This is a genomic window from Mesorhizobium sp. CC13 (assembly GCF_039907765.1).
In the GTDB taxonomy this organism is placed as follows: Bacteria; Pseudomonadota; Alphaproteobacteria; order Rhizobiales; family Rhizobiaceae; genus Aminobacter.
This window is the reverse complement of sequence record NZ_JARDJI010000002.1, coordinates 317900-330997: the sequence shown is the minus strand read 5'-3', so window position 1 is coordinate 330997 and position 13098 is coordinate 317900. Positions and strand designations below refer to the sequence as shown.

12 protein-coding genes are annotated in these 13098 nt (G+C 65.0%); 9 read left to right on the top strand and 3 right to left on the bottom strand.

From position 1 onward, the window contains the following. Positions 1 to 34: 34 nt before the first annotated feature. From PV773_RS04660 to PV773_RS04635, 6 genes are all read left to right on the top strand, one after another. Positions 35 to 532: a RidA family protein gene (locus tag PV773_RS04660; RefSeq protein WP_347965216.1), complete on the top strand. Its 498-nt coding sequence runs from the start codon at positions 35 to 37 to the stop codon at positions 530 to 532. 115 nt (positions 533 to 647) lie between these two features. Then, positions 648 to 1928, top strand: a complete 1281-nt coding sequence (locus PV773_RS04655; protein WP_347965215.1) for an acetylornithine deacetylase/succinyl-diaminopimelate desuccinylase family protein — start codon at positions 648 to 650, stop codon at positions 1926 to 1928. Positions 1929 to 2064: 136 nt separating this feature from the next. After that, on the top strand, positions 2065 to 3546 hold the full coding sequence (locus PV773_RS04650; protein ID WP_347965214.1) for an ABC transporter substrate-binding protein: 1482 nt from the start codon (positions 2065 to 2067) through the stop codon (positions 3544 to 3546). A 78-nt stretch (positions 3547 to 3624) separates the two neighbouring features. Beyond that, the gene (locus PV773_RS04645; protein WP_347965213.1) at positions 3625 to 4572 is read left to right on the top strand and encodes an ABC transporter permease; all 948 of its coding nucleotides are present in this window, start codon (positions 3625 to 3627) and stop codon (positions 4570 to 4572) included. Next, positions 4569 to 5438 carry an ABC transporter permease gene (locus PV773_RS04640; RefSeq protein ID WP_347965212.1) on the top strand — a complete coding sequence of 290 codons (870 nt, stop codon included), beginning with the start codon at positions 4569 to 4571 and terminating at the stop codon, positions 5436 to 5438. The genes PV773_RS04645 and PV773_RS04640 overlap by 4 nt, the downstream gene beginning before the upstream one ends. Next, on the top strand, positions 5435 to 7054 hold the full coding sequence (locus PV773_RS04635) for a dipeptide ABC transporter ATP-binding protein (RefSeq protein WP_347965211.1): 1620 nt from the start codon (positions 5435 to 5437) through the stop codon (positions 7052 to 7054). The genes PV773_RS04640 and PV773_RS04635 overlap by 4 nt, the downstream gene beginning before the upstream one ends. A 9-nt stretch (positions 7055 to 7063) precedes the next feature. Here the strand turns inward: PV773_RS04635 and PV773_RS04630 are convergent, their stop codons facing one another. Further along, positions 7064 to 7489, bottom strand: coding sequence for a TerB family tellurite resistance protein (locus PV773_RS04630; protein WP_347965210.1), 426 nt, complete (start codon positions 7487 to 7489; stop codon positions 7064 to 7066). Between the two features lie 157 nt (positions 7490 to 7646). Between PV773_RS04630 and PV773_RS04625 the strand changes: the two genes are divergently transcribed. Then, positions 7647 to 8432 carry a TSUP family transporter gene (locus PV773_RS04625; protein ID WP_347965209.1) on the top strand — a complete coding sequence of 262 codons (786 nt, stop codon included), beginning with the start codon at positions 7647 to 7649 and terminating at the stop codon, positions 8430 to 8432. Positions 8433 to 8437: 5 nt separating this feature from the next. On the opposite strand, the gene PV773_RS04620 is transcribed toward PV773_RS04625, so the two are convergent. Both PV773_RS04620 and PV773_RS04615 read right to left on the bottom strand, forming a co-directional pair. Beyond that, complete coding sequence (locus tag PV773_RS04620) at positions 8438 to 9907, bottom strand: cobyric acid synthase (RefSeq protein WP_347965208.1); 1470 nt, start codon at positions 9905 to 9907, stop codon at positions 8438 to 8440. 2 nt (positions 9908 to 9909) lie between these two features. Beyond that, positions 9910 to 10521: a dimethylsulfonioproprionate lyase family protein gene (locus PV773_RS04615; RefSeq protein ID WP_347965207.1), complete on the bottom strand. Its 612-nt coding sequence runs from the start codon at positions 10519 to 10521 to the stop codon at positions 9910 to 9912. 116 nt (positions 10522 to 10637) lie between these two features. On the opposite strand from PV773_RS04615, the gene PV773_RS04610 reads away from it, so the two are divergent. After that, positions 10638 to 11816 carry an isobutyryl-CoA dehydrogenase gene (locus tag PV773_RS04610; protein WP_347965206.1) on the top strand — a complete coding sequence of 393 codons (1179 nt, stop codon included), beginning with the start codon at positions 10638 to 10640 and terminating at the stop codon, positions 11814 to 11816. 106 nt (positions 11817 to 11922) lie between these two features. Then, positions 11923 to 12807 (top strand): 3-hydroxyisobutyrate dehydrogenase, encoded by an 885-nt coding sequence (gene mmsB / locus PV773_RS04605; RefSeq protein WP_347965205.1) that lies wholly within the window; start codon positions 11923 to 11925, stop codon positions 12805 to 12807. Positions 12808 to 13098 lie beyond the last annotated feature (291 nt).

Sequence of the window (13098 nt, the reverse complement as noted above, 5' to 3'; positions counted from 1 at the left end):
CGGTCTCGCCTGCCTTTCATGATAGGAGAATGTGATGACCAAGATGCAGATCGCTGCCACGCTGGCGGCTGCCCTCCTGCTTGCCGGCAACGCGACGGCCGAGGAGGTCATACGCCACAAGACGCCGAACTCGGACTTTCCGATCGCGCGGGCCGTGGAGGTCCCGGCGGGTAAGACAACAGTCTATGTCAGCGGTGCCGTGCCCTCGGTCGTCGACGAGAAAGCCGACAAGGGCAGCATTGCCGCCTATGGCAATACCAAGACCCAAACCGAATCGGTGCTGAAGTCGATCGACAAGACCCTTGCCGATCTCGGGCTCAAGATGGGGGACGTGGTGAAGATGCAGGTCTTCCTCGTCGGCGATCCCGACAAGGGCGGCAAGATGGATTTCACCGGCTTCATGGAAGGCTACACGCAGTTCTTCGGCACCGAGGAACAGCCCAACCTGCCGGCACGCTCGGTGATGCAGGTCGCGGGCCTGGTCGCGCCCGGCTGGCTGGTCGAAATCGAAGTGACGGCCGTCCGTCCCTGACCGAAAATCTTTGTCCGGTTGCCCCGGCATCAGGGCAACCGGCTGTGCTCGACACGCTTGCCCAGATGCGCAAGACTGGTGGTCGATCAAGGTCAATCGGGTTGATGTCGACCGCATGCACGACAAGCTTTTCAAGACCATAGACGATCGTCGCGACGAAGTGGCGGAGCTTGCCGCGGAACTGATCCGCTTCCCGACCATCAACCCGCCCGGCGACGCCTACGGCCCCTGCGCCGAATACATCGGCCGACGCCTGGCCAAGCGCGGCTTCGGCGTCGAATATGTCCGCGCCGACGGCACGCCCGGCGACACCGACCGCTATCCGCGCATAAACGTGATCGCCCGCTTCGACGGCAGGACGAAAGGCCCGACGGTTCATTTCAACTCGCACATCGACGTGGTCGAGGCCGGCGAAGGCTGGACCCTCGACCCGTTTGCCGGCGTCATCCGCGACGGCCGCGTCTACGGCCGCGGCGCCTGCGACATGAAGGGCGGGCTCGCCGCTTCGATCATCGCCGCCGAAGCCTTCATGGACGTCAACCCCGACTTTCCCGGCGCTATCGAAATTTCGGGCACTGTCGACGAGGAATCCGGCGGTTTTGGCGGCGTCGCCTATCTCGCCGGCAAGGGCTACTTCTCCAAGCCGAAGGTCGACCACGTCATCATCCCCGAGCCGCTGAACAAGGACCGCATCTGCCTCGGCCACCGCGGCGTCTGGTGGGCGGAGATCGAGACCAAGGGCGAGATTGCCCACGGCTCGATGCCGTTCCTCGGCGATTGCGCCGTCCGCCACATGGGCGCGGTGCTGGAAGCCTTCGAACAGGAGCTGTTCCCGGCGCTCGACCGCAAGACGACGCGCATGCCGGTCGTGCCCGAGGGCGCGCGGCGGTCGACCATGAACATCAACTCCGTCCATGGCGGCCAGACGGACGACTTCCGTCCAGGGCTGCCTTCGCCAAACGTGCCCGATTCCTGCCGGCTGACCATCGACCGCCGCTTCCTGCTGGAAGAGAGGATCGAGGACGTGAAGGGCGAAGTGACCAGCATCCTCGAAAGGTTGAAACGAGAGCGGAAGAAATTCGACTACGAAATCCGCGACATCATGGAAGTGCAGCCGCTGATGACGGAGCGCGACGCGCCGGTGCCCTCGGCAATTGCCGAAGGAATCCGGGCGATCTTCGACAGGGAGCCGGAGTACGTCATCTCGCCCGGCACCTACGACCAGAAGCACGTCGCCCGCATCGGCCATCTGTACGATTGCATCGCCTACGGCCCCGGTATTCTCGACCTCGCCCACCGGCCCGACGAGTGGGTGGGCATCGACGACATGGTTCAATCGGCAAAAGTGATGGCCGTCGGCCTCGATATGTTGCTGCGCGGCCAGTTCAAGGGCTGAACAGCCAAGCAACTACGCGCGGCAAGGCAGGAATTCCATTTCGGCAGCGCCGGAGAGATTGCAACAAACTTGATTTACGCGGCCGGAAATTCGCGCTTCTATCCGGCCCGACCACATCGAAGCGGGGAGACCAGAGATGAAGCAGTGGAACACCATTCTCGCAGCCGCCGCGATTGCGCTGGCATCGAGCACCGCCGCCATGGCTGCGCGCACCGACCTGGTGCTGGGTATTCCGCTGGAACCTCCGCATCTCGACCCGACCGCGGGTGCCGCCGCAGCGATCGACGAAGTGCTCTATGCCAATGTCTTCGAGGGGCTGACCCGCATCGGCCAGCGCGGCGAAGTGTTGCCCGACCTCGCGGAGAGCTGGACGATCTCGGATGACGGCGAGACCTATACCTTCAAGCTGCGCTCGGGCGTGAAGTTCCACGACGGCACCGACTTCAATGCCGACGACGTGAAATTCTCGCTCGACCGCGCCCGCGGCGAAAACTCGGTCAATGCCCAAAAGGGCCTGTTCGCGCCGATCGACACCGTCGAGGTCGTCGACCCGGCAACCGTCAAGGTGACTCTCAAGAACCCGCTGGGCTCCTTCCTCTACAATCTCGGCTGGGGCGACGCCGTGATCGTGGCGCCCGAATCGGCCGAAACCAACAAGGAAAAGCCAGTCGGCACCGGCCCGTTCAAGTTCCAGAGCTGGGCGAAGGGCGCGTCGATCACGCTGGTCAAGGCCGACGGCTACTGGGGCGACGCAATCGCGCTCGACAAGGCCGAGTTCCGCATCATCCCGGATGCTGCGGCGGCAATCCCTGCCCTGCTCTCCGGTGACGTGCAGGCCCTGCCCAACTTCCAGCTCGGCGACGCCTTGGCGCAGGTGAAGGCCGATCCGCGTTTCAAGGTCGTGATCGGCACGACCGAGGGCGAGACTGTCCTCTCCACCAACAACAAGCGCAAGCCCTTCGACAACCTCAAGATACGCCAGGCGATTGCCCATGCCATCGACCGCACGGCGATCATCGACGGCGCCTCGGGTGGGCTCGGCACGCCGATCGGCTCGCACTTCGCCCCGCACAATCCTGCCTATGTGGACCTGACCGGCACCTACCCGCATGACGTCGCCAAGGCCAAGGAACTGCTCAAGGAAGCCGGCTATCCGGAAGGCTTCAAGGCGACGCTGAAGCTGCCGCCGGTGGGCTACGCCCGCCAGGGCGGCGAGATCGTCGCCTCGCAATTGCGCGAGATCGGCATCGACCTTCAGATCATTCCGGTCGAATGGGCCGACTGGCTGAAGCAGGTCTTCACCGACAAGGACTACGACCTGTCTATCGTCTCGCACACCGAGCCCAACGACATCGATATCTATTCCCGCAAGGATTACTATTTCGGCTACGACAATCCGGCCTTCAACAAGGTCATCGACGAGCTCAACCTGACTTCGGACGAAGCCAAGCGCACCGAACTCTACAAGCAGGCGCAGAAGATCCTCGCCGACGACGCGGTCAACGGCTTCCTGTTCGAGCTGCCCAAGGTGGGCATCTGGGACGCGAAGGTAGAAGGCCTCTGGGAGAACTCGCCGATCCAGGCCAACGATCTGACCAAGGTCAAGTGGGCCGACTGACGAGAGTTCTGTGAAAAGGCACCGCTCCGCCACGCTCGCGAGCTTTCGGAGCGGTGTTTTCTCGGGCAGTTTGAGCCAATGATCGCCTACCTGCTCAAGCGCCTGCTGATCGGTGCCGCGACCCTCGTGGTCGCGTCGGTCGTGGTGTTCCTGATGCTCGAGGTGGTTCCGGGCGATCCCGCACGACTGATGCTCGGCATGAACGCCTCCGACGCCCAGGTCGAGCTGCTGCGCGAGCAGATGGGGCTCAACCAGCCTTTGATCATCCGCTACCTCGACTGGGCACGCGGCCTGCTGTCGCTCGATTTCGGCAGGTCCTACACCTACTCCGTCCCGGTGATCGACCTGGTCTCCGAGCGTTTGGTGGTTTCGCTGCCGCTCGCCGTGATCGCGCTGACGCTGTCGACGCTGATCGCCATCCCTGTCGGGCTGTTCGCCGCCGCCCGGCGCGGCAAGGCCGCAGATACAGCCGCCATGGCCGTGGCGCAGGTCGGCGTGGCGATGCCCAACTTCTGGTTCGCCCTGCTTCTGGTCTATGTCTTTGCCGTATGGCTGCGGCTGGTGCCGGCCGGTGGTTTCCCCGGCTGGAGCGGCGGCGCATGGCCGGCGCTCAAGGCGCTGATGCTGCCGGCGGCGGCACTTGCTCTGCCGCAGGCAGCGATCCTCAGCCGCGTCACCCGCGCTGCCCTCATCGAGGTGCTCGGCGAGGACTACATCCGAACGGCCCGCGCCAAGGGCATGCCGATGCGCGCGGTGCTCTGGCGCCATGCCTTGCGCAACGCCATGATCCCCGTGCTCACCATCATGGGCCTGCAGTTCGCCTTCCTGCTCGCGGGCACGATCATCATCGAGAACGTCTTCTATCTGCCCGGTCTCGGGCGGCTGGTGTTCCAGGCGATAACCCAGCGCGACCTGATCGTGGTCGAGAGCGTGGTCATGCTGCTGGTCGCCACCGTCGTTCTGGTCAATCTCGTGGTCGACCTGTCCTACGCGCTCGTCGATCCGCGCCTGAGGATGCGCCAATGAGCGAGGCGGTCCACCGCAAGCCCGAAACCCTGGGCGGCTTCGTCGGCAGGGCGCTCGGCAACCGCTCCTTCGTCCTGGGCCTTTTGATCACGCTCGTGGTCGCCGTCATGGCGCTGGCGTCGTTCTTCTGGACGCCGTTCGACGTCACCAGGCTCGTCGTCGCCGACCGCATGCAGCCGCCCTCCTCGGTGCACTGGTTCGGCACCGACCATTTCGGCCGCGACGTGCTGTCGATGATCATGGTCGGCTCGCGCAATTCGATCGCGGTGGCTCTCGTCGCCGTCGGCATCGGCATGGGCGTCGGCGTGCCGCTGGGTTGCTGGGCCGCAGCGCGCGGCGGCTGGCTCGACGAAACCGTGATGCGGCTCAACGACCTGGTCTTCGCCTTCCCGGCCCTGCTGTCGGCCGTGATGATCACGGCCGTCTTCGGCCCCAGCGCCATCAATGCCATCGTCGCCATCGGCATCTTCAACATACCGGTCTTCGCCCGCGTCGCCCGCGCCGGCGCTCTAGCCATCTGGCCGCGCGAATACATCCTCGCCGCACGCGCCGCCGGCAAGGGCCAGGCGCGCATCACCGTCGAGCACATCTTGCCCAACATCGCCAACCTGCTGCTCGTCCAGGGCACCATCCAGTTCGCGCTCGGCATCCTGGCGGAGGCCGGGCTGTCCTATGTCGGGCTCGGCGCCCAGCCGCCGATGCCGAGCTGGGGCCGCATGCTGTTCGACGCCCAGACCGTGATGATGGTCGCGCCCTGGCTGGCGCTGTTCCCCGGCTGCGCCATCCTGCTCACGGTGCTCGGTCTCAACCTGCTCGGCGACGGCATCTCCGACATCTTCGACCCGCGCGCGAGACGCCGGCCATGAGCCTGCTTTCGATCGAAAAGCTGTCGCTCAGGATCGGCAGCCTGCCGGTACTGAAGGACATCGACATCACCATCGCCCCCGGCGAGGTGATGGGACTGGTCGGCGAATCCGGCTCCGGCAAGTCGATGACCGCGCTCGCGGTCATGCGGCTCACGCCAGCCTCCGCCCGAATGAGCGGACGCATCGCCTTCGACGGCATCGACATCCTCGGCGCGACCGAACAGCAGATGTGCGCGCTGCGCGGCGACGATATCGGCATGGTGTTCCAGGAGCCGATGACCGCGCTGAATCCAGTGAAGACGATCGGCGAACAGGTCGCCGAGGGTATCCGATGGCACACGCGGGCAAGCCGCGCCGAGGCCGAGGACCGCGCGCGAAAAATCCTAGACCGGGTGGGCCTGCCCGAACGGAAGTTCCCGCTGTCGCGCTATCCCCACGAGCTTTCGGGCGGCCAGCGCCAGCGCGTCGCCATCGCCATCGCCTGCGCGCTGAAGCCGAAGCTGCTCATCGCCGACGAACCGACGACGGCACTGGACGTCGTGCTGCAGGCGCAGATCCTCGACCTTCTCAAGGAACTGGTCGCCGAGAACAGGATGAGCCTGCTGTTTATCTCGCACGACCTCGCCGTGGTCACCGAGATGGCCGACAGGATCACCATCCTGCGCCAGGGTGCGGTGACCGAGGCCGGCGAAACTGCCCGCACGCTCTCTGAGGCAAGCCATCCCTACACGCGCCAGCTCGCGCTGGCTTCCATGCATATGCCGGCCCGGGCGAAGCCGCATGTCGACGAAGGCGACAACCTGCTCGAGCTCTCCAAAGTCACGCGGGACTATCCCGGCCGTCGCAGGTGGCTGTTCTCGAGGCCAGACCCGGTACGGGCGGTCGACAATGTCTCGCTGACGATGAAGCCCGGCGCTTCGGTGGCGCTTGTCGGCCGCTCCGGTTGCGGCAAGTCCACCCTCGCCCGCATGATCCTTGCGCTCGACAAGCCGACTTCGGGCACCATCAGGTTCCGCGGACTCGACACTACCCGCGCCAGCGACGAGGAATTGAGGCGGCCGCGCCGCAACATGCAGGTCGTCTTCCAGGACCCATACGGGTCATTCGACCCGCGCCACACAGTGGAGCGCCTGGTTGCCGAGCCGCTCCACCTGCTCGATCGCAAGCCCGACCGCAAGGAGCGCCGCGACATGGTTGCCCGTGCCTTGCACGAGGTCGGTCTCGCCCGCTCCGACATGGAGAAATATCCGCACGAATTCTCCGGCGGGCAGCGCCAGCGCCTGTCGATCGCGCGCGCCATCATCACGCGGCCCAGGCTGGTTGTTGCCGACGAGCCGGTTTCCGCGCTCGACGTCTCGATCCGCGCCCAGATCCTCGACCTGTTCGCCGAATTGAACCATCGCCTCGGCGTCGGCTATCTGTTCATCACTCACGACCTGACGGTGGCGCGCGCCATCACCGACGACGTGCTGGTCATGCATGAAGGGCGGATCGTCGAGCGCGGCAAGACGGCCGAGGTGCTGGATCACCCGCAATCGGAAGCAGCCCAGGCGCTGGTATCGGCCGCGCCTGACCTGCATCGGGCGATCGCGCGGAGGCTTCAGGAACAGGGGTGATCCGAAGCCTTACGGCTTTGCGAAATCGACTGGGCTGATGCCCAGCAATTCGAGCGTACGGCGCAGCAGCCTGACCTCGTTTTCCGCTAGATGCGCGTCCGCCTTGGCGATGTCGGCCATATGGCGCGCCAGCAGCTTGCGCCGTTCGACGTCGAGGCCCTGGAACATGGCGATCGCCTGCGCCCCATTGGTCTCGTAGCCGAAGTCGTTGAGATATTCGACGACCGCGTCGATGCTCTCGCCCGAGATGCCGAAGGCTTCGGCGCAGATGCGGCGGAAGGCGGCCATCTCGCTTTCGCTTGCCACGCCGTCGGCGAGGATCATGCGGAATAAGAGTAGCAGTTCGGCCGAAAGCACCGGATCGTCGGCCACCTTGCGCACGCCGGCATCGCCTTCGAACAGCGAACGAATCTGGGCCAGCAGTCCTGTTGCCATGCGAATCCTCTCCCCGTCCGGCGGTTGCTGTCTCCGATATAGAACAAAGCGCTATGAAATACACTTGGACCAATGGCCGGGTTGTCGCACCGCTATTGCACCGGCCTGTCGGCTGTGGTCGAAGGCCCCGGTCCCTTCCAGCACACCGCCGGCGCAGATGTTCGAAATCGCCACCGAAACCATCCTGATCCTGACTGCCGCGGCCTTCATCGCCGGCTTCATCGATTCCATCGCCGGCGGCGGCGGACTGATCACGATCCCGGCGCTTCTGCTCGCCGGCCTGCCGCCGGTTGACGCGCTCGGCACAAACAAGCTGCAGTCGCTGTTCGGTTCCGGATCCGCCACGATGACTTATGCCGCAAAGGGCCACGTCGACGTCCGCAGGCAACTGCCATGGGCCGCAATCTCCTGCATCGGCTCCATCTTCGGCGCGTTGCTGGCGACGGTACTGCCGGGGGACATCTTGCGCGTGCTGATGCCGATCCTGCTGGTCACCATCGCGCTCTATTTCGCCTTCAAGCCGAACATGGACGACGTCGACCGCACCCATCGCATCTCGCCCTTCCTGTTCGGCGTGACCGTGGTGCCGGCAATAGGCTTCTACGACGGCCTGTTCGGCCCCGGCACCGGCTCGTTCTTCATGCTCGCCTTCGTGGCGCTCGCGGGTTACGGCGTGCTCAAGGCGACCGCCCATACCAAGCTGTTGAACTTCGCGTCCAACATCGGCGGCCTGCTCGCCTTTGCCTTCGTCGGTGCGGTCTATTGGAAGATCGGGCTGTTGATGGGCCCAGCCCAGTTCCTCGGCGCGCGGCTCGGCGCGCATATGGCCATGCGCAGCGGCGCCAGGCTCATCAAGCCGCTGCTGGTCAGCACCTGCGTGGCGCTCGCAATCAAGCTTTTGATCGACCCGACCAATCCGCTGCGGCTACTGCTCGGCGTCTGACGTCGCTAGCGCGCCGCCGCGAAGATCGCATCGCAGTCGAGATGGCGTTCCAGCTCGGCGGCGATATCGTCGAGCGCGCGCTCGACTTCGGCCCGGTAGTCGATGCCGCCGCCCCTGATTCCCAGGCTTTCGAGGAAGCGACCGCGAAAGACGTCGGCGTCGAACAGGCCATGGAGATAGGTGCCGCACACCTTCCCGTCCGCCGATGTCGCGCCGTCCTCCACGCCGTTGATGATGGCAGTCGGACGAGCGCAGTCGGGCCCTGTCGTGCGGCCAAGATGGATCTCGTAGCCCGAAAGCGGCTCGTCGTAGCGCACGGAACGTGCCTCGACATTGCGCACGGTCTTTTCCGGTTCCATCACCGTCTCGATGTCCAGAAGCCCGAGCCCCGGCGTTTCCTTGACGCTGCCCTCTATGCCGTGCGGGTCGCGCACCACCCGTCCGAGCATCTGATATCCGCCGCAGATGCCGACCACATGCCCGCCGCGGCGACGATGGGCGTCCAGGTCGCGATCCCAACCATTGTCGCGGAACATGATCAGGTCGCCGATGGTCGACTTGGAGCCGGGAATGACCACCAGCCCGGCATCGTCGGGAAGCGGCTGGCCGGGCGCCACGAACACCACCTCCACCTGCGGCTCGGCCCGCAGCGGGTCGAGGTCGTCGAAATTGGCGATGCGGCCGAGCACCGGCACCGCGACCTTGAGCGCGCGCTTCTCGCCGCCGGCAAGGCGTTCGAGGATGACCGAATCCTCAGACGGCAGCAGGGCCGCGGCCTTGAGCCAGGGCACGACGCCGAAGCAGGGCCAGCCGGTGAAGCGGCTGATCGCCTCGAGGCCTTCGTCAAACAGGCTGGCATCGCCGCGGAACTTGTTGATGAGGTAGCCGACGATCATCCGCCGGTCGTCGTCGGGCAGGATGAGATGTGTGCCCGCCACCGAGGCAATCACACCGCCGCGATCGATGTCGCCGACGAGGATGACGGGCACGTCAGCTCGGGTGGCGAAGCCCATATTGGCGATGTCGCGCGGCCTGAGGTTGATTTCCGCCGGCGAGCCGGCGCCCTCGACGATGACCAGGTCGGCGCCCTCGCCCAGCTTTTCCCAGGAATCGAGCACCGCGCCCATCAGCTGCGGCTTGAGCTGCTGGTAGTCGCGCGCCTTTGCCTGGCCAAAGACCTTGCCTTGCACGATCACCTGGCTGCCGATGTCGCTCTGCGGCTTGAGCAGGACCGGGTTCATGTGGATCGACGGTTTGACCCCGCATGCGATCGCTTGCAGCCATTGCGCCCGGCCGATCTCGCCGCCGCCTGTTTCGCCGGGAAGGTCGGCCACCGCGGCATTGTTCGACATGTTCTGGGGCTTGAACGGCCTGACGCTGAGGCCGCGGTTGCGCGCCGCCCGGCATAACCCAGCAACCAGAACCGTCTTGCCGACATCCGAGCCTGTGCCCTGCAGCATGATCGCCTTGGCCATGGTCACTCGGCTCCCCGGTTGGCGGTGATCGTCGAGCGCTGCGCCAATGGCCCGCCGCGCCAGAGATAGAGCGCAAGCAGCGGCTCCGTACCGGTGCGCATGGCGTGATCGACGTTCGAAGCGTGATGGACGACCTCGTCGGCCCCGCGCATCCGATAGGCAGCGTCCCCCATCCGCCACTCGGTGACGCCGGTCAGCGGAACATAGAGTTCCTCGGCGATGTGGTGATGGTCTGGATACTCGATCCCCGGCCCGAGCACCAGGAAGCCGGCCGCAACTTTGTCGTTGTCGAAATGCCCGCGCGTGCCGAACAGCTCGACCCAGCCGTAATTGTCGATGAAATGCTGGCCGAAATCGACGGCAGTATAGGTCTGCCCCCAGCGGAGCTGGTCCCGGTGCCTTGCAAGCAGTGCCGCCAATGGGCGCGTCGTGTCGGACGCAAGGTCAACGGTGCGGTCGAGAAGACTAGAACATGGGATGGCCTTCGGCTCGAGCGCCCGTGGCGGCATCGCCCAGTCGATATCGGTGAGAAAATCACGGACCGTGGGGACCTCGGCCCTGATTTCCAGATAGTCCCGGAACGCCGCCAGCAGCTCATCAAAAATTGTCGTCACGTCGCCTGTCGCCCACGCATTTTCGCACAGCCGCTCTGTCGGTCATCGGGTTGCGCGGGCGCATCATTGGTCTAGATTGATCGCCGTGCATAGCCAAAAACGTCAGGGAGGCCGACATGGACGCCGCAATCGAAGCGACAGCCGGTCAGTTCGAACTCAACGAGGACCAACTGGCCATCCGTGAAATGGCGGGCAGCTTTGCCGCCGAGCGGGTCGCCCCCTACGCCCTCGAATGGGACAAGGCCAAGCACTTCCCCGAAGACGTCATTCGCGAGACCGGCCAGCTCGGCTTCGGTGGCCTGTATGTCAAGGAGGATGTCGGCGGCTCGGCTCTCAGCCGCCTCGACGCCGTGCTTGTCTTCGAGCAACTGGCACAGGCCTGCCCGGGATTCTCGTCCTTCATTTCCATCCACAACATGGCCGCATCGATGATCGACCGTTTCGGCAACGAGGAGCAGCGCCGGCGCTTCCTGCCCAAGCTGACGTCGATGGAATGGCTGGCGAGCTACTGCCTGACCGAGCCGGGCTCGGGTTCGGATGCGGCGGCTCTCAAGACCAAGGCCGTGCGCAGCGGCGGCAACGGCAGCGACTACGTCCTGAACGGCACCAAGCAATTCATCTCCGGTGCCGGTGACAGTGACGTCTATGTCGCCATGGTGCGTACCGGCGCCGACGGCCCCAAGGGAATTTCGGCACTCGTCGTGCCCAAGGATGCGCCAGGCCTGTCGTTTGGCGCCAACGAGCACAAGATGGGCTGGCACATGCAGTCGACCCGCCAGGTGATCTTCGACGATTGCAAGGTACCGGCCGAAAACCTGCTCTCCGACGAAGGCGCGGGCTTCGGCATCGCCATGGCCGGCCTCGACGGCGGCCGCCTCAACATCGCCGCCTGCTCGGTCGGCGGCGCGCAGTCGGCGCTCGACAAGGCACTCGCCTATGCCGCCGAGCGCAAGGCCTTTGGCCAGACGATCGACCGCTTCCAGGCGCTGCAATTCCGCCTCGCCGACATGGAGACTGAGCTCCAGGCCGCCCGGCTGTTCCTCTATGCCGCCGCCTCCAAGCTCGACCGCAAGGCGCATGACGCCTCGAAGTGGTCGGCCATGGCCAAGCGCTTGGTCACCGACACCGGCTTCAACGTGGCCAACAACGCCCTGCAGATACTCGGCGGCTACGGCTACCTGCACGACTACGGCATCGAGAAGCTGGTACGCGACCTGCGCGTCCACCAGATCCTCGAAGGCACCAACGAGATCATGCGCGTCATCATCGCGCGTCAACTGATCGGTAGGAGCTAGGGGAACAGGGCAGTACGGGAGTAAGGCAGTAAGCTCAGCCTTCGCTTCCTCCCCATACTGCCCTACTCCCGTACTGCCCTATTCCCTTCCACCGGAGGACCTCTCAATGACCACCATCGCCTTCATCGGCCTGGGCAACATGGGCAACCCCATGGCAGCCAACCTCGTCAAGGCCGGGCATGCCGTCCATGGCTTCGACCTGATGCCCGAGCATCTCGAAACGGCAAGGGGCAACGGCGTCGTGGTGATGGCCAACGCGGTGGCGGCGGTGAAGGACGCCGATGTCGTGATCACCATGCTGCCGGCCGGAAAGCATGTGTTGTCGGTCTACGAGGATATCGCGACCAAGGTGAAGAAAGGCGCTCTGCTCATTGATTCCTCGACGATCGATGTCGATTCCGCCCGCAAGGCGCATGCCATCGCCGGCAAGCACCGCCTGCTATCTATCGACGCCCCTGTGTCCGGGGGAACGGGCGGCGCGGCCGCCGGTACCCTGACCTTCATGGCGGGTGGCGCCAAGGCCGCCTTCGACGTGGCCGAGCCGGTGCTGAAGCCGATGGCCGGCCGCATCGTCCATTGCGGCGAGGCGGGTGCCGGCCAGGCCGCCAAGATCTGCAACAACATGATCCTCGGCATCTCGATGATCGGCGTCGCCGAAGCCTTCGTGCTCGCCGAAAGGCTCGGCCTTTCGCATCAGGCGCTGTTCGACGTGGCGTCGACCTCGTCGGGCCAGTGCTGGTCGCTGACTTCCTACTGCCCCGTCCCCGGCCCGGTGCCGAACTCGCCGGCCAATCGCGACTACCAGCCCGGCTTTGCCGCTGCCTTGATGCTGAAGGATCTGAAGCTGTCGCAGGAAGCCGCCCAGCAGGCGGGCGCCGCCACGCCACTCGGCGCCGAGGCGACCCAGCTCTATTCGCTGTTTGCCGGCCAGGGCCATGGCGGCACCGACTTCTCGGGCATCATCAAGTTCCTGCGCGGCGACGCAGGCTGACGACGTCCATATGGCCCGGCAAGATACGAACCCGTTCGGAACAAGTCCGATAGTAGATTGCGCTGGCCGAAGCCTGTAGAAGTCGAAAAAGTTCAAAATTTAGAATTGATTAAGCTCTCGATAACCACGCGGTAACGATGTCCGGTTAAAACGGTTTGCAAGGCGGTCATCGCAGCCGTCGCGCTCCGGATCAGGTCTCGCGTACCGGAGCCGTAACCTTCGCCGGTCAAGCGTTGCGAAGGGCCATGCGTTCAAGTGGCAAAGCCGCGTTCCCGTCCGGGACGCGGTTTT

Excerpts from the sequence above, each read along its gene's own strand:
- PV773_RS04610 (WP_347965206.1), top strand. The coding sequence starts at position 10,638 with ATGGACGCCGCAATCGAAGCGACAGCCGGTCAGTTCGAACTCAACGAG.
- PV773_RS04640 (WP_347965212.1), top strand. The coding sequence starts at position 4,569 with ATGAGCGAGGCGGTCCACCGCAAGCCCGAAACCCTGGGCGGCTTCGTC.
- PV773_RS04650 (WP_347965214.1), top strand. The coding sequence starts at position 2,065 with ATGAAGCAGTGGAACACCATTCTCGCAGCCGCCGCGATTGCGCTGGCA.
- PV773_RS04625 (WP_347965209.1), top strand. The coding sequence starts at position 7,647 with ATGTTCGAAATCGCCACCGAAACCATCCTGATCCTGACTGCCGCGGCC.
- PV773_RS04635 (WP_347965211.1), top strand. The coding sequence starts at position 5,435 with ATGAGCCTGCTTTCGATCGAAAAGCTGTCGCTCAGGATCGGCAGCCTG.
- PV773_RS04660 (WP_347965216.1), top strand. The coding sequence starts at position 35 with ATGACCAAGATGCAGATCGCTGCCACGCTGGCGGCTGCCCTCCTGCTT.
- PV773_RS04655 (WP_347965215.1), top strand. The coding sequence starts at position 648 with ATGCACGACAAGCTTTTCAAGACCATAGACGATCGTCGCGACGAAGTG.
- PV773_RS04620 (WP_347965208.1), bottom strand. The coding sequence starts at position 9,907 with ATGGCCAAGGCGATCATGCTGCAGGGCACAGGCTCGGATGTCGGCAAG.
- PV773_RS04630 (WP_347965210.1), bottom strand. The coding sequence starts at position 7,489 with ATGGCAACAGGACTGCTGGCCCAGATTCGTTCGCTGTTCGAAGGCGAT.
- mmsB (WP_347965205.1), top strand. The coding sequence starts at position 11,923 with ATGACCACCATCGCCTTCATCGGCCTGGGCAACATGGGCAACCCCATG.
- PV773_RS04645 (WP_347965213.1), top strand. The coding sequence starts at position 3,625 with ATGATCGCCTACCTGCTCAAGCGCCTGCTGATCGGTGCCGCGACCCTC.